Raw genomic sequence first — 18,262 nt, 5'->3', positions numbered from 1 at the left:
GTCGCAGTCGCATTTCGCCAAGGACGAATCCGGCCGTATGGAGGGGCAATACCGGCCGGTCTCTTCGCATCTCGCGATCGCTCCGCCCGTCAGTGTCGTGATCCCTGCGATGAATGAGGCGCGGAACCTTCCGTACGTTTTCACGTCACTGCCCGACTGGATCCATGAAGTCGTCCTGGTGGACGGCGATTCCAGCGACGACACGATCGCGGTCGCCCGCGCACTGCGACCGGACGTCAAGGTCGTCAGGCAGCGGGGCAAGGGCAAGGGCGACGCCCTGATCAGCGGGTTCGCCGCCTGCACGGGCGACATCATCGTGATGGTCGACGCGGACGGATCGGCCGACGGCCAGGAGATCGTCTCCTATGTGTCGGCGCTCGTCTCCGGCGCCGACTTCGCCAAGGGCTCGCGGTTCGCGAACGGCGGCGGTACGGACGACATGACGGCGATCCGCAAGCTCGGCAACCGGGTGCTGTGCGCCGTCGTCAACGCCAAGTTCGGCGCCAGGTACACCGATCTCTGCTACGGGTACAACGCCTTCTGGCGCCACTGCCTGGACGAGATCACGCTGGACTGCACCGGTTTCGAGGTCGAGACCCTGATGAACATCAGGGTCGTCAAGGCCGGTCTCAGGGTGCAGGAGATCCCCAGCCACGAGTACGACCGTATCCACGGGGTCAGCAATCTGCGGGCGGTCAGGGACGGACTCCGGGTGCTCAGGGTGATCCTCCGGGAGAGGGGCGTGCCCCGGGCGACCCGCCGCCGCCCGCTCGCCCTGCGGGTCCCGGTCGCCCGGGGAGAGGCGTCTTGAACCACCGTCACCGGCCCTTCTCCGTGGTGATCTGCGTCTATACCGAGGACCGCTGGGAGGACATCCTCGCGGCGGTCGAGTCGGTGCGGCGGCAGTCACTGCCGGCCCTGGAGACACTGCTCGTGGTCGACCACAACGCCGCGCTGCTGGCACGGCTCGGCCGGGAGTACCGGGATCACGCGGCGCGCGGAGAGGTGCGGGTGCTCGCCAACGCGGGCCCCCGCGGCCTCTCGGCGGGCCGCAACACCGGCATCGCCGCCGCGCGCGGTGAGCTCGTGGCGTTCCTCGACGACGACGCCGTGGCCGAACGGGACTGGCTGCGGTTCTTCGACGAGGCGTACGACGATCCACGGGTGCTGGCCGTCGGCGGGCGGACGGTGCCCGCCTGGGCGTCGGGCCGCAGACCGGTCTGGTTTCCCGAGGAGTTCGACTGGGTCGTCGGCTGTACCTACCGGGGGCTGCCCGCCGGACGGGTACGGGTCCGCAATGTCCTGGGCGGGAACGCGTCGTTCCGGCGTACCGCGTTCGACTCCGCCGGGGGTTTCGCCACCGGCATCGGCCGTGACGGCGACCGGCGCCCGCTGGGGTGTGAGGAGACGGAGCTGTGCATCCGGCTCGCCAGGGCCGTGCCGGACGCCGTGCTGCTGATCGACGACAGGGCGGTCATCCACCACAAGGTGCCTGGGGTCCGCGAGCGCTTCGGCTACTTCCGCACGCGCACCTACGCGGAGGGACTCTCCAAGGCGCTGGTGGCCCGGAGCGTCGGGGCGCGCAAGGGCCTTGAGTCCGAGCGCCGCTACGCCACCCGCGTACTGCCCGCCGGGGTGGCGCGCGGACTGCGCGACACGGCGCGGGGGCGGCCTGGCGGGCTGGGCCGGGCGGCCGCGATCGTGGCCGGCGTCTCGTCGGCGGCGATCGGCTATCTGGTGGGCCGTTTCCACGGCCGGCGCCGCCCCGCCGTCTTCTCGTCCGGCCCGGTCGGAAGCGGTCCGGTCGGAAGCGGCCTGGCCGGCGCCGCCCCGCGCGAAAGCCCCCGGAGCCCCCGGAGTCCCCGGGGAGCGGCCGCGTGAGCGTACGGGCGACGGGCCCCGCGGCCGGTCCGGGAGCGAAGGAGACCTCGCCCCCGGACCGGCCCGTGCCGATCCTCATGTATCACGCCGTCGCGCACCGGCCGGCCGCGGCGACCCACGCGCTCTCCGTCTCGCCCGGCGCCTTCGCGGAGCAGATGGAGCTGCTCGGCGCGCGCGGCTTCACGCCGGTCAGCACGGCGCGGCTCGGTGACGCGTGGCGGACCGGGGCACCGCTGCCCGACCGGCCCGTGCTGATCACCTTCGACGACGGCTACGAGGGGGTGCACCGGTACGCCCTGCCCGTCCTCGCCTCGCTCGGCTTCGCCGCCACCCTGTTCGTCTCCACGGGGTGGCTGCGCGGCGCGTACGACGAAGGCGGTGCGCAGGACACCATGCTCGACTGGGAACAGGTGCGCGAACTGTCCGCGGCAGGTACCGAAATCGGCGGTCACAGCCACACCCATCCCCAGCTCGACCAGCTCGACAACCGGCGGCTCGGCCACGAGATCCGGCACTGCCGGGAGATCCTCGCCGCGGAGCTGGGCGCCCCGCCCGTCTCCTTCGCCTATCCGTACGGCTACTCCAGCCGGCGCGTACGCCACGCGGTCCGCGCGGCCGGTTTCGCGCAGTCGCTGGCCGTGGGCAACGCGCGGGCCCGCCGGAGCCAGGGGCCCTATGCCCTGGAGCGGATCACCGTCCGGCGCGGCACCGGCACGGAGGAGTTCGGACGGCTCGTAGAGGGCCGGTACACCGGCCGTCACTTCGCCCGGGACCACGCGCTGACCAAGGGATACGCCCTGGTGCGCGGCGCACGCCGGGCCGTTCGCGCCGCCGGCCGCGCGGCGCGCGGCGGCCCCGTCTGACCCGGTGCGAGCGACCGTCCCCAGCGGTCCCGGCCACCGTTCCCGGCGGCCGGGGCCGTCCTCGCCGCCGGCCGGGACGGCCGGACAGCACGCCGCCACAGGGCAAAACACCGTGCATCGGCCGTCCCTGTGCCGGATCATGGGCCCCATGTCTGCCAAGCCTCAGGACGCACTGCCGATCCGGCTCAACGTCGACGACAGCGACTCGCCGTCGGATGTGGTCGACGCGCTGTTCCTCGGCCGCTTCGCGACGGGCGAGCAGCCGTACTCCCACAGCTCCACGATCGACCGGGTCAAGTCGGGCGTGACCCTGCTGCCGCCCGGCGCCACCGTGCTCCGCTCCGCCCGCGACGACGACCGCAGCGCGACCCTCGCCGAGGGCAACGGCTGGACGCTGCTGGTGTCCCGCTGGAACCGCGGCGCCGATGTGACGGTGACGGCCGTCAGCTCCGAGCTCGCGGAGAAGATCCATCAGCAGGCGACGGACGGCGCGCAGGACGAGCCGGAGCCCCAGCCCGAGAACGTGACGATGGGGTTCTGGTACGTCTCGCCGCGGCGCGGCCCGCACCGCACCACCCGTCAGATCGCCGCCGGCACCTGGGACGAGGTCAGGCCCAACTACACCGCTCCGGTGGCCGACGCGATGGACCGGCTGATGAAGGTGACCCCGGACGACATCGCCGGCCGGCTGCTGCTGCTGCACGGCCCGCCGGGCACCGGCAAGACCTCGGCGCTGCGCACGCTGGCCCGCTCCTGGCGCGACTGGTGCCAGGTCGACTGCGTACTCGACCCGGAGCGGCTCTTCAACGACGTCGGCTATCTGATGGACATCGCGATCGGCGAGGACGACGGCACGGCCAAGGGCCGCTGGCGGCTGCTCCTGCTGGAGGACTGCGACGAGCTGATCCGCGGCGAGGCCAAGCACACGGCGGGGCAGGCGCTGTCCCGGCTGCTGAACCTCACCGACGGCCTGCTCGGCCAGGGCAGGAACGTTCTGGTGGGTGTGACGACCAATGAGGATCTGGAGCGGCTGCACCCGGCGGTCGTCAGGCCCGGCCGCTGTCTGGCCAGGATCGAAGTCGGCTCGCTCACCCGTTCGGAGGCATTGTCCTGGCTGAGCCGGGAGGACGGCGGCACGGAGGCGAAGGTCGGCCGCGAGGGCGCGACACTGGCCGAGTTGTACGCGCTGCGGCGCGGCAGCGGCCCGGCGGCGGTGCCCGCCCAGCACTCGGGCGCGGACGCGGGTCTCTATCTCTGACGGACGTTGGGCTTACGCTCCGGTGCTCCCGCCGGCCGGTCCGGGGCGCGGTCAGCCGGCATAGACGGCGCGGACCGCGTCCTCCGCCGCCGCCAGCGCGGCGCTCCGGTCGAGTCCGAGCCGCCGCGCCCGCTCCGCGTACGCCCGCGCGGCGGCCGCGGCCTCGTGTTCCGCCGCGTCGCCGGCCGCGGCGACGAAGGTGCCGTTCCTGCCCCGGGTCTCGACGACCCCGTCGGTCTCCAGCGCGCGGTACGCCTTGGCCACCGTGTTGGCGGCCAGACCCAGCTCCTCGGCGAGTCCGCGCACGGTCGGGAGCTTGTACCCGACCGGCAGCGCGCCGGAGCGGGCCCGCGCGGAGATCTGGGCACGGAGCTGCTCGTAGGGAGCGGTCGTGGCGGCGGCGTCGATCACGATCTTCAAGGTCACGGACCGATTCTCCCCCACCGCCGACCGGCCCGGGGCCGCGTGCGGCCGGTAAATGAGAGGCGCCCGGAGGGACCGCGCGCGTAGCGTGCCGCCCCATGACTGTGACTGTTCGTGATTTCCGTACCGAGGACGCCGGGGCCGTGGTCGGCCTGCGGCGCGCCTGCACCCCGTTCATGGTGACGACCAAGGAGGCCCTTCTGGCCGGGGTGGCCACCGCTCATCCGGCGAAGAAATACCGGCTGCTGGTCGCCGAGGAGGACGGGGAGATCATCGGTACGGCGCATGTCGGCATCGCGTACGACAGCAGCGACCCCGGGCAGGCGTCCGTCACCCCGCAGGTCCATCCGGAGCGCCGGGGCCGGGGCGCGGGGTCGCTGATCCTGCGGACCGCCGAGGAGCATCTCGCGGCGGAGGGCGCGACCAGTGTCTATGCCTGGGTGCTGGACGAGCCGCCGGCCAGGGCCTTCGCCGAGCGCCATGGCTACCGGCCGACGCGCCCCGCGCACTTCCAGCGGCTGGATCTGGCCCGCTGCACCCTGCCGGAGCTGCCTCCGCTGCCGGCCGGGGTCGAGCTGCGGACCGGCGCGGACTACGCCGGCGATCCCCGGCCGCTCTTCGCGGCGGACGCGGAGGCCGGCTCCGACGAACCGGGCGACATCAGCGTGACCCTCGACGACTACGGGGACTGGCTGAACCACACCTGGAACGATCCCTGCCTCGACCGAGCTCTCACCTCCGTCGTGGTGGTGGACGGCCGGATCGCCTCGTTCACCGCCGCCCACACCGACAGGCACACCCGCTATGCCTCCGGGATGACCGGCACCGTCCGGGAGTTCCGCGGCCGGGGCCTGGCGAAAATCGCCAAGATCCACTCCCTGCGGCGCGCCCGCGCGGCCGGCTATACCGACGCCTTCACCTCCAACGACGCGGACAACGGCCCGATGCTGGCGATCAACCGGTGGTTCGGCTACGAGATCTGCGCGACGGAGGTGCGCCATGTCCGCGCTCTCGGCTGAGCGCCGCGCCCGACCTCACGGGGCGATGTGCCGGTCCGGCGCCACCAGTTCAACCTCGTATCCGGCGGCGTCCTCCAGGTAGGCGGCGTAGTGCCCCTCGCCTCCGGCGTACGGATGCCGGTCCCCGTACAGCAGCGACCAGCCGTGTTCCGGTGCCCGCCGCACCAGCGCGTCGAGCGCGGCCCGGCCGGAGACATGGAACGCGAGATGATTCAGCCCCGGACGGCGGCGGTCGTGCGCTCCGGCGCGGAGGTCCGGTGAGCGCTCGATCACCACATAGGTGTCGGCGCGACGGAAGCTGTGGCCGTGTTCCCACCGCTGGAACGGCGTATAGCCCAGCTCACCGAGGAGCCAGCCCCAGCTCTTCTCGGCCGCTCCGGGATCGGGGACCCACAGTTCGATGTGGTGCACCCCGCCGCCGCTGGTGGCCGGCAGCGGGACGGCCCGGCCCGCGCCGCCCGGCCGGTGGGCGACCGGATCGCCGTCCTCGTGCCAGTGGATGACAAAGCGTTCGCCCGCGCGATAGGCGTCGAGCCCGGCCCGGCAGTAGGCGATGATGTCGTCCGGGAGGGCGGACAGGGGATGCCAGGAGAGCCCCGAGCACTTGTGCGGCTCGCGGTTGTACGGCTCGCCTCCCACACCGTGTTCCGCCTCGAAGAACCAGCCGGTCCTCGGCTGTCCGCCCGGCCCGCGGTGCTGCATGACCAGCGCGACGCGCAGATCGGCGGGGGCCAGCCGGACGCCGATCTCCTCGTACGCCTCGCGGATCATGGCCCGGCGGACGTCCTCGCCGTGTTCCACATGGCCGGAGGGGCCGTTCAGCAGGCCGTCGCCATAACCCGTGCCGGAGCGGCGGGCGAGCAGCACCTCCTCGCCCCGGCGCAGGATCAGATGGACGTCGACCACCTCGCGATGGCGCCGCACCTCGGTGAATTGGGCGATCAGCGCATACCGTTCGTCGTCGACGGCGCGGCCCCAGAGAGCGGGATCGGCCGAGAGCCGCTCGTGCTGGACGCTTTCGCTGAGGGGCGCCAGAGCCGTCGTCAGACGCTCCGCCGGAAGACCGGTGCCGGACCAGACACCCTCGATCAGCACCAGCCTGCCACCCGGTCTCAGCAGGGACGACCAGTGGCGCAGCGCCGCCTCGGGGTCCGGCAGCAGCCACAGCGTGTGCCGGGCGATGACGACGTCGAAGCTCCGCTCCCGCACCGGCGGCCGGCCGGCGTCGCCGATCAGGACCCCGGCCCTGGTCCCCGCCAGCTTCGCCCTGGCCAGCGCGGCCATGCGCGGCGAGAGGTCGACGGCCGTCACACGGTGTCCCTGCTCGGCGGCGAGCCGGGACAGACTTCCCGTACCGCAGCCGAGGTCGAGCACCCGGGAGGGCTCGCCGGGCAGCCAGCTCGTCAGCCGGCCGGCCCAGGCCGCGCGGACGGCGGGGTCCAGCAGCCCGTGGTCGGGCTCCCGGTCGAAGGAGTCGGCGGCGGCGTCCCAGTCGATCGTGGTCATGCGCCGATGGTGGCAGCCGCCACTGACATCGCGCCCCGGCCGTCGTCCGGGCCGGTGTCCCCGCCGGTGAACACGCCTCCGCCCCGCGGCACCTGCTCGGTGCTCGCGGGGCGGAGCTGTCCGGCACCGGTCACCCGGAGGCGCCACCACGGCGCAGGGCGAGCAGCTTCCGCACGCCCGGCCAGATCAGCAGGACCACGATCACCGCGTACACCGCGACCGAGAAGGGCGTGTTGACCAGCCCGGTCACGCTGCCGTCACTGATCTGGAGCGCGCGGCGCAACTGCTGTTCCGCGGCCGGGCCCAGGATCACACCGATGACGGCCGGCAGCACCGGCAGTCCGTAGCGCCGCATACCGAGGCCGATCAGACCGATGATCAGCAGGATGACCAGGTCGAGCGCCTCTCCGCCGACCGCGTAGGCGCCGACCGCCGCGAAGAAGAGGATGCCCGCGTAGAGGTACGGGCGCGGGATGCGCAGCAGTTTGGCCCAGACCGGCGCGAGCGGCAGATTGAGCGCGAGCAGCAGCACCATGCCGACGAAGAGCGAGGCGATCAGGCCCCAGACCAGGTCGGGTTCGCGTTCGAACAGCAGCGGCCCCGGCTGGATTCCGTACTGCTGGAAGGCGGCCAGCATCACGGCGGCGACGGCGGTCGTGGGCAGTCCCAGGGTGAGCATCGACACCAGTGTTCCGGCGGCCGAGGCCGAGGCCGCCGACTCGGGGCCCGCCACGCCTTCGATGGCGCCCTTGCCGAACTGGTCCTTGTGCCGGGAGAGCCGCTTCTCGGTGACATACGAGAGGAAGGTGGGGATCTCGGCGCCGCCGGCCGGGATCGCGCCGAACGGGAAGCCGATGACCGGCCCGCGCAGCCAGGGCTTCCAGGTGCGCCGTACGTCGTCCCTGCCGAGCCAGGGGCGGCCGACCGGAATCGCCTCGCCCGAGGAGCGCCGCAGATGGGCGGCGACCCACAGGGCCTCACCGATCGCGAACAGCCCGACCGCGACGATCACCACATCGATGCCGTCGGCGAGCTGGAGCGAGCCGAAGGTCAGCCGCTGCTGGCCGGTCATCTGGTCGAGGCCGACCAGCCCGAGGGTGAGACCGATGAGCAGCGAGGCGAGTCCGCGGATACGGGACGACCCGAGGACGGAGGTGACGGCGATGAACGCCAGCACCATGATCGCGAAGTAGTCGGGGGCGCCGATGTCCACCGCCAGCGAGGCGACCGTCGGGGCGAGGACCACCAGCAGGATGGTGCCGATCATGCCGCCGGCGAAGTGGCCGCCGGCGGCGGCCGCGAGGGCCTGGGCCCCCCGCCCGGCCTTGGCCATCGGGTTGCCTTCTATCGCGGCCACCACGGCGGCGCTCTCACCCGGGGTGTTGAGCAGGATGGACGTGGTGGAACCGCCGAACATCGCCCCGTAGTAGATACCGGCGAACATGATGAACGCGCCGGTCGGTTCGAGTCCGTAGGTCACCGGGAGCAGCAGCGCCACCGCCATCGCGGGGCCGATGCCGGGGAGCACACCGATCGCGGTGCCGAGCAGCACACCGATCGCGGCCCAGAGCAGGTTGATCGGCGTGAGCGCCGTACCGAAGCCGTCGAGGAGGGAGTTGAGGGAGTCCATCGGTCACAGCACCCCCATCAGCGGGCCACCGGGGAGGGGGACACCGAGCAGGTTGTTGAAGACGAAGTAGGTCACGAGCGAGAGGCCCGCGGCGATCAGCGGGTCACGGTCGTAGTGGCGGCTGCCCAGCGCGTACGCGGAACCCCAGAAGAGCAGGGCGCCGGAGATGGGGAAGCCGAGCGGGCCGATGAGCACGGCGTTGGCCAGGAAGACACCGGCGAGCAGCAGCACGGTGCGCCAGTCGGCCGGTTCGCTGAGGTCGATGTCCTCGCCGGCCTCCGCCTCGCCCCGGCCGCCGCGCAGGATGTCGAGGGTGAGCAGCGCGGCAACGGCCAACAGGCCGATTCCGACCACGAGGGGGACGGTCTTCGGGCCTACCGGGCCGCGCTGGGTGATGTCGACGTCCATGGTGAGCGCGTCGGTGAGGACGAGCACGCCGAGGGCGAACAGCAGCAGGCTGACGCCGAGCTCCGAGTGGTCGCGGAGCCAGGACCGGCGCGGGTCGGCCGGTGCGCCGGAGGTGCCCGGCATATCAGGTGTGTCGGGCGTGTTGATGTGCGTCGTCACAGTCCCAGCTCCTTCAGGACGGAGTCCACCCGGCGGTCCTCGGCGGCGAGGAAGTCGCCGAATTTCTCACCGGTGAGGAACGCGTCGTCCCAGGCGTTCTTCTGGAGGGAGTCGCGCCACTGGGGTGAGTCGTGCAGCTTTCCGAAGAAGGCCAGCAGCTTGGCGCGCTCGGCGTCGGAGATGCCGGGCGGGGCGACAATGCCGCGCCAGTTGGTGAAGTCGGTGTCGAGGCCGGCCTCGCGCAGCGTCGGAGCGTCCAGGCCGGGGATCCGGTCGGGGCCGGTGACCGCCAGCAGCCGCAGCTCGCCGGCCTTGATCTGGTCGAGATACTCGCCGAGACCGGAGACGCCGAAGGCGACCTTGTCGCCGAGGATGGACGCGAGGAGTTCACCGCCGCCGTCGAACGGCACGTAATTGACGGTCTTCGGCGCGATGCCCGCGGCCTTCGCCGTCAGCATCGCGGCGAGATGGTCGGGGCCGCCGGGCGAGGAGCCGCCGCCGACCGGCACCTTGGCCGGGTCCTTCTTCCAGGCGGTGAGCAGATCGCCGATCGTCCGGTAGGGCGAGTTCTTGCCGACCACGACGATGTCCGACTCCTCGGTGATCCGGGCGATCGGAGTCGTGTCGGCGAGGGTCTTGGGCGATTTGTTGGTGTGGACGGCTCCGACGACCCCGAGGCCCATGGACAGGGCGAGCTTGCCGTTGCCGTGTTCGCCGACGAGCCGGGTGAGGCCGACGGTGCCGCCCGCGCCGGGCAGGTTGAACACCTCGATGTTGTGGGTGAGCTCGGCGTCCTCGGCGTTCTTGGCCAGGGTGCGCGCCGTGATGTCGTAACCGCCGCCGGGTGTATTGGGGACCATGAAACGCAGGCCGGGTATCTGCGTGCCGGTGTCGGCGCCACTGCCCGCGGTGAGCAGCGGCGGCCCCACCAGCACCAGCAGCGCCGACCCCAGCAGGGCCAGGGGGGTGCGCAATCGCACGTGTGCCGCCTCTCGGAAAAGTGTGTGAAGTGGCCCACATGTTGCCTTCGTGTTAAGAAGCTGTCTCTCTTCCGGAATCAACGGACGTTGTGGTCGTTGTGGTCGCGGCTTAGCGTGGCGGCGTGACGAAAGTGCTGGTGGTGGACGACGACTTCATGGTCGCGAAGCTGCACAGCCGCTATGTGTCCGCCATGGACGGTTTTACGGTCGTCGGGGTGGCCCACAGCGGCGCCGAGGCGCTGCGCGCGGCCGAGCGGTTGTGGCCCGACCTGGTGCTGCTCGACATCTACCTGCCCGACATGGACGGGATCGCCGTACTGCGCGAGCTGCGGGCGGCGGAGGAACGGGACCGGAGCCGGACCAGCGTCGACGCCCTGTTCATCACGGCGGCGCGGGACGCGGGGGTGATCCGGGCGGCGCTGCGGGCGGGCGCGCTGCACTATCTGATCAAGCCCTTCAACCAGGCGGCTCTCCAGGAGCAACTACGCCATGTCGCCTCGCTGCGCACCCGGCTGGCGGGGCTGGGCGAGGCCCGCCAGGCGGATGTCGACCAGATCTTCGGCACCCGGCCGCCGGGCAGCCGCGAACTCCCGAAGGGGCTGGCGGCCCACACGGCCGACCTGGTCGAACGCACCCTGCGCGAACACGGCGGGGACCTGTCGGCCACGGAGTGCGCGGACGCGGGAGCCCTCTCGCGCGTGAGCGCCCGCCGCTATCTGGAGTACTTCGCGGACACGGGCCGCGCGGAGGTGACCCTGCGCTACGGCGGTACGGGCCGCCCGGAGCGCCGCTACCGCTGGATCGGCTGAAGCCACGTCCGGCGCGGCCGACTCGGACAACTCCGGGGGCTTTCCCATGGGTTTATGGGGATGTGCCGACAACGCGGCGAGGTGCCGTGGCCGCCGTCGCGCGCCCGCCGGGATTACGGGACGGCACTCACGCAGCGACGAAGGTCACTTCTGGTGTCGAAGCGGTAACCCTCCGACACCAGAACGATACTCCAAACGGCAGACACCTCGTCAGTTTCAGGTGGGTCCCGCGCTCCGCTTCGGCGCCGTTCCGTACCCCCGGCGATCCCCGCCGTTCACCGGGGCGTCCGCGCCCCGGGGCACCGGCGACGAGGGCCGCGCCCCCTTCCTGAGCGGTCTCTTAGCGGTTCCTTAAAGCGAGCATAAGGATTGTCATCGGGCCCTGGCGGCAGGGGATTTCGGGGGTCGGAGCGGCTAGCTTGCTGATCGCCGGAGCGGCACGGCACCGGGGAGGTTGCCTGTCGCTCCGGCGGATCGTCTGCCGCTTCGAAGGAGTCCGTTCATGACCGCTCGCCGTACGGCCACCGGGGTCGTCGTCCTCGGCCTCGCCCCGCTCGCGCTGGCCGGGCTGACCGCCGCGCCGGCCGCCGCCCACGGGTCGATGACGGATCCGGTCAGCCGGGTGGCCGCCTGCTACGCCGAGGGTCCGGAGAGTCCGGACTCGGCCGCGTGCAAGGCCGCGGTCGCGGCCGGCGGGACACAGGCCCTCTACGACTGGAACGGCGTCAATATCGCCAACGCCGCGGGACAGCACAGGCAGTTGATCCCGGACGGCACGCTGTGCGGCGCGGGCAACGACAAGTACAAGGGGCTCGATCTGGCGCGCGCCGACTGGCCGTCGTCCCCGATGACGTCGGGCAATCGCACCTTCCGCTACAAGGGCACCGCGCCGCACAGGGGATCCTTCGAGCTATATGTCACCAAGGACGGCTATGACCCGGCCAAGCCGCTGAAGTGGTCGGATCTGGAGGAGAAGCCCTTCCTCAAGGTCACCGACCCGAGGATGGAGAACGGCGACTACGTCTTCACCGGAATCGTCCCGAACAAGTCCGGCCGCCACCTGATCTATTCGATCTGGCAGCGCTCGGACAGCCCCGAGGCCTTCTACACCTGCTCCGACGTGGTCTTCGGCGAGGACAACGGCACGGTCGACGGCGCCGTCCCGGAGGCTTCCGCGCCCACCGACGAGGAACTGGCCGCGGGTGCGGACAAGTCCTCCGTGGAGCACAACGGCCATGGTGACGACGACGCCTCCACCGGCGCCGGGGTGACGGACGCCGTGGCCGGTACGGCATCCGGGGAGCAGCCGGGGCAGGAGGACGTCAACTACCCCGAGGCGAACAGCGCCGCCGTCCCGGCCGGCGCCCAGGACACGGCTCAGGACGCGGCGCCCGCGCGGGCCGCGCAGCCCGCCGGGGGCCAGCAGAATCTCGCCGAGACCGGTGGCAACGGCACCACCCCCTACCTCGCGATCGGTGGCGCGGCGACGCTCGCCATCGGCGCCGCGGTGATGTTCGGTACGGCTCGCCGCCGGGCCGTACCGTCGTCGGGACGCCACAGCCGCTGAGCCCCGGGCACGTCGGGCCCCTCGGGCCCCTCGAAGACAGCCGTCCGCTCCGGTGCCCCATCCCGGAGCGGACGGCTTTCGCGGGTCCGGATCCTCGTCCCCGCGGTCTCTCCGCAGTGTCCTCCGCGGTGTCCTCCGCGCCGTTCCCGGTCCGTGACGGTCAGCCGATCACCGAGGCGCAGGTGGTCGGGGTGGCACGGGCCGGGTCGAGGGCGTTGGCGACCTCGTGGAAGGCGATCCTGTCGATCGTCCCGATCGCGACGTGCTCGGAGAAGTCGGCCGGGCACAGGTCCTGGAGCAGCACATTGCGTACGTCAGGACCGGTCAGGAACTGCGAACGGTACGGGGTGACCACCTGGTCGTACCGGGTGGCGATGACCGTGTAGCGCACTCCCGGGACCGTGTCGCCGCCCGCGTTGAGCCTGGTGAGAAAGGGCGATCCGGCCAACTGGTCGGTGAGGCCGGGGGCCTTGTCGTTCAGCAGATCCCCGGCTCCCGGGAAGTGGGCGAGCAGCCCCGCCAGTCCGAGCAGAGTCGTGCCGTGGTTGTCGGGGGCGATGCCGACGAGCGCGTTCACCTTCGCCGCCCCGCCCAGGAACTTCAGGTAGTAGCGCGGCATCATGCCGCCCTGGGAGTGGCCGACGACATCAACCTCCGTGGCGCCGGTGGCGCCGAGCACTCGGTCCACATGGGCGGCGAGCTGGCCGGCCGAGGCGTCGATGGGGCCGAGGCCGTAGAAGACCGGCACACCGGGGAGTTGCCCGTAGTCGAGGGAGAAGACGCAGTATCCGCGGTTCACCAGATACGGCGCGAGCCCCAGCCAGTTGTCGACGGAGTTGGCGAAGGTGCCGTGCACCAGGACGACGGGCCGGGGATGAGCGGCGGAGGGCTCGCAGGCGTAGTTGTTCCAGCCGCTGCTCGCGGCGGTGGTGGCCGGGGTGGCGGTCGCGGCGGCGGCGGTCTCGGTGGCGGCGGGGGTGACCGCGACCGTCGCGGCCAGCAGCAGCGCCGCCAGCGGTCCGAGCGCGCGCTTCCAGGGCAGCGGGTTCCAGGGCAGCATCGGGCGGTCTCCTCGCGGCTCAAGGGAATGGCGATGACTGTCAGCCCATCTGGCCCGGACCGCAAAGATGGCTGTGCACATGCCAAGTTACGCACCGGTAGGAAGCCCTGGGAAGTTGCGCGTCGGTAAAAAATCCGGCCGGCCCGCCTCACCGCGGACCGCGGAGTCAGGCCGCCAGCGATCCCGGTATCAGCGCCCGCGGGCCGAACTTGGCGCGGGCCAGGTCCGCCACCGCCTCGATCCTGCGCGCCCGGTCGTCCACGGGGTCGAACGTCAGTTGCCGGGAGGCGTGTCCGGCCGGGGCCAGGCCCTCGGCACGCACCGAGAGGGCCCGGACCCGGGCCCGCTGCAGTCCGAGCGACGCGTGGATCCGGTACACGGCGCCGGCGAGCGCCGGCGAATGGGCGGTCGGCTCGCGCAGCGTACGGGTACGGGTGGTCGTGGACCGGTCCGCGTACCGCACGGTGAGCGTCAGGGAGCGGCACACCCGGCCCGTCTCCCGCATCCGGATGCCCAGTTCCTCGGTGATCGAGAGCAGTGCGCGCCGGTGCGCGTCCTGGTCCAGTTCATCGCGGGAGAAGGCCCGTTCGGCGGCGAGCAGGGAGGATCCGCCGCGCTCCGGGCCGTGGTGTGCGGCGGCGCCGTCCGGGACGACCGTCGTGCGGTCGATGCCGCGCGCCTTCTCGTACACGTCACGCCCCATCCGCACCCCGGCGATCCGCTGGAGTGTCGACAGCGGCACGGCGGCGGCCTTCCCCACGGTGTCGAGTCCGTACGCGCGGAGCGCGCGGGCCGTCGCGGCGCCGATCCCGGGCAGGGCCGCGACGGGCCTCGGCTCCAGGAACCGTTCGACCGCGCGCTCGTCGTCCGCCACCACCAGCGTCGTCCCCGGCGCGGCCTGCCGCGCGGCCATCCCGGCCAGCATCGGGGTGGCCGCCACACCGATCGTGCACCCGGCGCCGATGTGCGCGAGCGCCCGTACCCGCAGTACGGAGGCGATGCCCGCCGCGTCCTGCCCGAAGTACCGCTCCGCGCCGCGCACATCGACGAGCGCGGCGTCCGGCGGCAGCGCCCGGACGGCCGGGCTGATGTCCTCGATCAGTCCGAGCAGAGCGGGCAGCGCCGCCTCCGCGGTGCCCGCTCCGGGCTCCGGGCCGAGGTGGAAGCGGACGCAGAGGATCATCCCGCGCTCCCCGGGCTGGAGTGCCACAGCTTCCTTCCGGTGGGCATGCCCTCACCGGGCGGCTTGAGGTCCGCCCAGGGGTTCATCTCGAAGCCCGTGGGCAGATGGATGCGCCGGCCGTGGCCGGCGGACGGGCCCGGCGGACCGGAGGGAGCGGCCTGGTCCGCCGCGTCCAGCGCGGCCGCGACCGCGTCCAGGCCGCCTCTCTTCCGCAGCTCCACCAGCTCCGCCAGATTCCAGGCCGCCGTCCCCACCACGCTCAGACTCCGCGCGCCGCGCCGCTGCACCACTCCGCGCACCAGCAGCAGCCAGGAGTGGAAGACGGTGTGCGCGCACGCCTCGTGGCTGTCGTCGAAGAAGGCGAGGTCGACCAGGCCCGTGCCGTCGTCCAGCGTGGTGAAGACGACCCGCCTGCCGGATCTGATCGGCGGGGTCTGGGTCGCCGCCTTGGCGCCCGCGACCAGCACCGTCCTGCCGTGCGGCACCTCGCGCAGCCGCTTGGCCGACATCACCCCCAGCTCCTTCAGGAACGCCTCGTGATCTTCCATGAGATGGCGGGAGACATCCATGCCGAGCACCCCCAGCTCGGCGCTGAGGCGTTCCGCGTCACCCAGGTCGGGCAGCCCCGCCGGAGCGGTCCGCCGCCCTCCGCCGAGCGGGAGCTGATCCCCCCGGGGGCCGGATTTCCGCTGCGCTCCGTGCAGTTCGGACAGATGCAGCAGCAGATCACGCCGATTGGCGCCGAACCCGTCCAGCGCGCCCACCTGTGCGAGCCGTTCGGCGACGGGCCGGCTGGGCCTGGCCCGCTGCCAGAAGTCCAGCAGCGAGGAGTAGGGCTGTCCCGCCTCGATCCGCGCCGTCTCCGCCTCGCTGATGCCATGGACGTCACAGAGCGCGAGCCGCAGCCCCCACACCCCGGCCCCGGCCCCGGCCCCCCGCGTATCAGACACCAGTTCGATTCTATGAGCGGCCGCCGACCGGTTCACATCCAGCGGCAGCACCGGCACTCCGCGCCGCCTGGCGTCCGCGAGCAGCAGCCGCTTCGGATACATCCCCGGGTCGTGGGTGAGCAGCCCGGCGTAGAAGGCGGCCGGGTGGTGGGCCTTCAGCCAGGCCGACTGATAGGTCGGTACGGCGAAGGCCACGGCGTGCGCCTTGCAGAAGCCGTACGAGCCGAACGCCTCGATGATCTCCCAGGTGCGCGCCACGACATCGGACGCGTATCCCCGCTCCCGCGTCCGCTGTTCGAACCAGGCGCGGATCGCGGCCCCCGACTCCGGGTCGGACAGACCCCGGCGCACCTTGTCCGCCTCCTCCCGGCCGCAGCCGGTCATGATGTCCACCATCCGGATGATCTGTTCGTGGAAGACGACCACGCCACAGGTCTCGCGCAGCGTTTCCTCCAGGTCCGGGTGCGGATGGCGGACGGCCGCCCGGCCGTGCCTGGCCTCGATGAACGGCCGCACCATGTCGGCCGCCACCGGTCCCGGCCGGAAGAGCGAGATGTCGACCACCAGGTCGTGGAAGGTGGCGGGCTGGAGTCTGGCGACCAGGTCGCGCTGGCCCGGTGACTCGATCTGGAAGCAGCCCAGGGTCTCGGCGGAACGGATGAGCCGGTAGGTCTCCGGGTCGCCCTCCGGTACCTGTCCGGGGTCGTCGATGTCCACCTTCTCCCCCGTGGCCCGTTCGATCTCCGCGACCGCGTGCGCCATCGCCGACTGCATCCGTACGCCCAGCACATCCAGCTTGAGCAGGCCCAGATCCTCCACGTCCTCCTTGTCGAACTGGGACATCGGGAAGTTCTCGCCGCTGGTCGGCACCACCGGGGTACGGCGCAGCAGCGAGGCGTCCGAGAGCAGCACCCCGCACGGGTGCATGGCGACCCCGCGCGGCAGCGCGTCCAGCGCCTCCACCAGCTCCCACAGCCGCCCGTACCTCGCCCCCTCCCTGCTCTCCTCCGCCACGGCCCGCAGCTCGGGCAGTTCCGCCATCGCGGCCCGCGCGTCACGGGCCCTGATGTGCGGAAAGGACTTGGCGATCCGGTCGATCTCGGCCGGGTCCATGGACAGGGCCGCGCCCACGTCCCGTACGGCGTGGCGCACCCGGTAGGTCTCGGGCATGGCGACGGCCGCGACCCGCTCGGGGCCGAAGCGGTCGAGGATCGCGCGGTAGACCTCCAGCCGCCGCGCGGACTCGACGTCGATGTCGATGTCCGGCAGTCCCGGACGGCGACTGGAGAGGAAACGTTCCATCAGGAGTCCGTGCCCGACCGGATCGGCGTGGGCGATCCCCAGCAGATGGTTGACCAGGGAGCCGGCGCCCGAGCCGCGCGCGGCGACCCGGATGCCCATGCCTCTGATGTCGTCGGCGACCTGGGCGACGGTGAGGAAGTACGAGGCGTAGCCGAGCCGGCCGATCGTGTCCAGCTCGGCGTCCATCCGCGCCCAGTACTCCCGGTCCCGGTCATAGCCGCGCAGCACCATCCCCGCGGCGCAGCGCGAGCGCAGCACCCGCTCGGCGGTACGGCGGTCCGCGCCGACCAGCCGCGGCTCGGGGAAGTGGACGGTGCCCATCCCCAGATCGTCCTCGGGGTCGACCCGGCAGGCGGCGGCCGTCTCCTCGGTCAGGGCCAGCAGCCGGCGCGCGGTGTCGCGCCGCAGTCCCGCCGCCTCGGCGACCAGCCCGGCGGTACGGATCATCCCGGCCGGGTCCTTGAGCCAGCGCTCCCCGCTGTCCAGGCCCCGCCGGGGATCGATGGGGACCAGCCGGCGGGCCGCGTCGAGGACATCGGCGACCGGGCCCTGGCCGGCGTCGGCGTAGCGCACGGCGTTGCTGAGGACGGCCCGTACGCCCTGCTCCGTGGCGAAGCCGAGGGTACGGGCGGCATGCCGCAGCGAGCCGGGCCCGGCGCCCGGCCGGCCGTGGTGCACGACCTCCAGACGCAGCGCGTCGCCGTAGATCTCACGCCAGGGCACCAGCAGCCGCGCGGCCCGGTCGGGGCGGCCCGCCGCGAGGGCCCGGCCGATCTCGGAGTCCGGTCCGAGCAGCACGGTCAGTCCCTCGCCGTGGTTGTCCGTCCAGGGCACCAGCGGGCGGCCGTCCCCGGCGGCGTGCGCGGTGGAGACCAGCCGGCAGAGCTGTGCCCAGCCCGTCGCGTCCCGGGCCAGGAAGACCGCGCGGGGCGCGGACTCGTCGACGAAGGCGCCGCCGCGCACGGGGGTGCGCCTGCGTTCCGTGGGTCTCTCCGGCCGCGCCCGCTCGCCCACCGCCAGCTCCACCCCGAAGAGCGGCCGTACACCGTTCACGGCGCACGCCTTGGCGAAGCGGACCGCTCCCGCGAGGGTGTCGCGGTCGGTCAGGGCGAGGGCGTCCATGCCCCGCTCGGCGGCGCGCTCGGCGAGCCGCTCCGGGTGTGAGGCCCCGTACCGCAGGGAGAACCCCGAGACGGTGCGCAGATGCGTGAACCCGGGCATCGCGCACCTCCTGGATCGTCCGTTCTCACCTCCCCCTTCTCCA

16 protein-coding genes are annotated in these 18,262 nt (G+C 72.5%); 7 read left to right on the top strand and 9 right to left on the bottom strand.

The window, feature by feature from the left end; all coding sequences use genetic code 11:
* Positions 1–37 precede the first annotated feature (37 nt).
* From ABZ707_RS30500 to ABZ707_RS30485, 4 genes are all read left to right on the top strand, one after another.
* The gene (locus tag ABZ707_RS30500) at positions 38–811 is read left to right on the top strand and encodes a glycosyltransferase family 2 protein (protein WP_360181157.1); all 774 of its coding nucleotides are present in this window, start codon (positions 38–40) and stop codon (positions 809–811) included.
* Positions 808–1,881: a glycosyltransferase family 2 protein gene (locus ABZ707_RS30495; RefSeq protein ID WP_360181079.1), complete on the top strand. Its 1,074-nt coding sequence runs from the start codon at positions 808–810 to the stop codon at positions 1,879–1,881. The genes ABZ707_RS30500 and ABZ707_RS30495 overlap by 4 nt, the downstream gene beginning before the upstream one ends.
* A 77-nt stretch (positions 1,882–1,958) precedes the next feature.
* Positions 1,959–2,744: a polysaccharide deacetylase family protein gene (locus ABZ707_RS30490; RefSeq protein WP_360181154.1), complete on the top strand. Its 786-nt coding sequence runs from the start codon at positions 1,959–1,961 to the stop codon at positions 2,742–2,744.
* A gap of 148 nt (positions 2,745–2,892) precedes the next feature.
* A complete protein-coding gene (locus ABZ707_RS30485; RefSeq protein WP_360181077.1) occupies positions 2,893–4,002 on the top strand; it encodes a DUF5925 domain-containing protein in 1,110 nt (369 codons plus the stop codon).
* Between the two features lie 51 nt (positions 4,003–4,053).
* Here the strand turns inward: ABZ707_RS30485 and ABZ707_RS30480 are convergent, their stop codons facing one another.
* On the bottom strand, positions 4,054–4,428 hold the full coding sequence (locus ABZ707_RS30480) for a GntR family transcriptional regulator (RefSeq protein WP_360181075.1): 375 nt from the start codon (positions 4,426–4,428) through the stop codon (positions 4,054–4,056).
* A 95-nt stretch (positions 4,429–4,523) separates the two neighbouring features.
* On the opposite strand from ABZ707_RS30480, the gene ABZ707_RS30475 reads away from it, so the two are divergent.
* Positions 4,524–5,444: a GNAT family N-acetyltransferase gene (locus ABZ707_RS30475; RefSeq protein ID WP_360181073.1), complete on the top strand. Its 921-nt coding sequence runs from the start codon at positions 4,524–4,526 to the stop codon at positions 5,442–5,444.
* Between the two features lie 15 nt (positions 5,445–5,459).
* Here the strand turns inward: ABZ707_RS30475 and ABZ707_RS30470 are convergent, their stop codons facing one another.
* From ABZ707_RS30470 to ABZ707_RS30450, 5 genes are read right to left on the bottom strand one after another with little or no spacing between them, the layout of a single operon-like run.
* Positions 5,460–6,950, bottom strand: a complete 1,491-nt coding sequence (locus tag ABZ707_RS30470) for a trifunctional class I SAM-dependent methyltransferase/NUDIX hydrolase/VOC family protein (RefSeq protein WP_360181071.1) — start codon at positions 6,948–6,950, stop codon at positions 5,460–5,462.
* Positions 6,947–7,084 carry a hypothetical protein gene (locus ABZ707_RS30465; protein WP_360181069.1) on the bottom strand — a complete coding sequence of 46 codons (138 nt, stop codon included), beginning with the start codon at positions 7,082–7,084 and terminating at the stop codon, positions 6,947–6,949. The genes ABZ707_RS30470 and ABZ707_RS30465 overlap by 4 nt, the downstream gene beginning before the upstream one ends.
* On the bottom strand, positions 7,081–8,580 hold the full coding sequence (locus ABZ707_RS30460) for a tripartite tricarboxylate transporter permease (RefSeq protein ID WP_360181067.1): 1,500 nt from the start codon (positions 8,578–8,580) through the stop codon (positions 7,081–7,083). The genes ABZ707_RS30465 and ABZ707_RS30460 overlap by 4 nt, the downstream gene beginning before the upstream one ends.
* 3 nt (positions 8,581–8,583) lie before the next feature.
* A complete protein-coding gene (locus tag ABZ707_RS30455) occupies positions 8,584–9,111 on the bottom strand; it encodes a tripartite tricarboxylate transporter TctB family protein (protein WP_360181151.1) in 528 nt (175 codons plus the stop codon).
* Between the two features lie 32 nt (positions 9,112–9,143).
* Positions 9,144–10,127: a tripartite tricarboxylate transporter substrate-binding protein gene (locus tag ABZ707_RS30450; protein ID WP_360181065.1), complete on the bottom strand. Its 984-nt coding sequence runs from the start codon at positions 10,125–10,127 to the stop codon at positions 9,144–9,146.
* A gap of 122 nt (positions 10,128–10,249) precedes the next feature.
* On the opposite strand from ABZ707_RS30450, the gene ABZ707_RS30445 reads away from it, so the two are divergent.
* A complete protein-coding gene (locus ABZ707_RS30445; RefSeq protein ID WP_360181063.1) occupies positions 10,250–10,936 on the top strand; it encodes a response regulator in 687 nt (228 codons plus the stop codon).
* A 502-nt stretch (positions 10,937–11,438) separates the two neighbouring features.
* Positions 11,439–12,503, top strand: coding sequence for a lytic polysaccharide monooxygenase (locus ABZ707_RS30440; RefSeq protein ID WP_360181061.1), 1,065 nt, complete (start codon positions 11,439–11,441; stop codon positions 12,501–12,503).
* Between the two features lie 160 nt (positions 12,504–12,663).
* Here the strand turns inward: ABZ707_RS30440 and ABZ707_RS30435 are convergent, their stop codons facing one another.
* From ABZ707_RS30435 to ABZ707_RS30425, 3 genes are all read right to left on the bottom strand, one after another.
* Positions 12,664–13,563 carry an alpha/beta fold hydrolase gene (locus ABZ707_RS30435; RefSeq protein WP_360181059.1) on the bottom strand — a complete coding sequence of 300 codons (900 nt, stop codon included), beginning with the start codon at positions 13,561–13,563 and terminating at the stop codon, positions 12,664–12,666.
* Positions 13,564–13,729: 166 nt separating this feature from the next.
* Positions 13,730–14,746, bottom strand: coding sequence for a hypothetical protein (locus ABZ707_RS30430; RefSeq protein WP_360181148.1), 1,017 nt, complete (start codon positions 14,744–14,746; stop codon positions 13,730–13,732).
* The gene (locus ABZ707_RS30425; RefSeq protein ID WP_360181057.1) at positions 14,743–18,219 is read right to left on the bottom strand and encodes a DNA polymerase III subunit alpha; all 3,477 of its coding nucleotides are present in this window, start codon (positions 18,217–18,219) and stop codon (positions 14,743–14,745) included. The genes ABZ707_RS30430 and ABZ707_RS30425 overlap by 4 nt, the downstream gene beginning before the upstream one ends.
* Between the last annotated feature and the right edge of the window lie 43 nt (positions 18,220–18,262).

Source organism: Streptomyces sp. NPDC006923, assembly GCF_040635655.1.
Classification (GTDB): domain Bacteria; phylum Actinomycetota; class Actinomycetes; order Streptomycetales; family Streptomycetaceae; genus Streptomyces.
Note: the sequence above shows the minus strand (reverse complement) of the source record. Positions and strands in the feature narration are given on the sequence as shown.

Coding starts and splice junctions, on each gene's coding strand:
- ABZ707_RS30500 (WP_360181157.1), top strand. CDS start 38: ATGGAGGGGCAATACCGGCCGGTCTCTTCGCATCTCGCGATCGCTCCG.
- ABZ707_RS30490 (WP_360181154.1), top strand. CDS start 1,959: ATGTATCACGCCGTCGCGCACCGGCCGGCCGCGGCGACCCACGCGCTC.
- ABZ707_RS30485 (WP_360181077.1), top strand. CDS start 2,893: ATGTCTGCCAAGCCTCAGGACGCACTGCCGATCCGGCTCAACGTCGAC.
- ABZ707_RS30475 (WP_360181073.1), top strand. CDS start 4,524: ATGACTGTGACTGTTCGTGATTTCCGTACCGAGGACGCCGGGGCCGTG.
- ABZ707_RS30470 (WP_360181071.1), bottom strand. CDS start 6,950: ATGACCACGATCGACTGGGACGCCGCCGCCGACTCCTTCGACCGGGAG.
- ABZ707_RS30460 (WP_360181067.1), bottom strand. CDS start 8,580: ATGGACTCCCTCAACTCCCTCCTCGACGGCTTCGGTACGGCGCTCACG.
- ABZ707_RS30455 (WP_360181151.1), bottom strand. CDS start 9,111: ATGCCGGGCACCTCCGGCGCACCGGCCGACCCGCGCCGGTCCTGGCTC.
- ABZ707_RS30440 (WP_360181061.1), top strand. CDS start 11,439: ATGACCGCTCGCCGTACGGCCACCGGGGTCGTCGTCCTCGGCCTCGCC.
- ABZ707_RS30435 (WP_360181059.1), bottom strand. CDS start 13,563: ATGCTGCCCTGGAACCCGCTGCCCTGGAAGCGCGCGCTCGGACCGCTG.
- ABZ707_RS30430 (WP_360181148.1), bottom strand. CDS start 14,746: ATGATCCTCTGCGTCCGCTTCCACCTCGGCCCGGAGCCCGGAGCGGGC.
- ABZ707_RS30425 (WP_360181057.1), bottom strand. CDS start 18,219: ATGCCCGGGTTCACGCATCTGCGCACCGTCTCGGGGTTCTCCCTGCGG.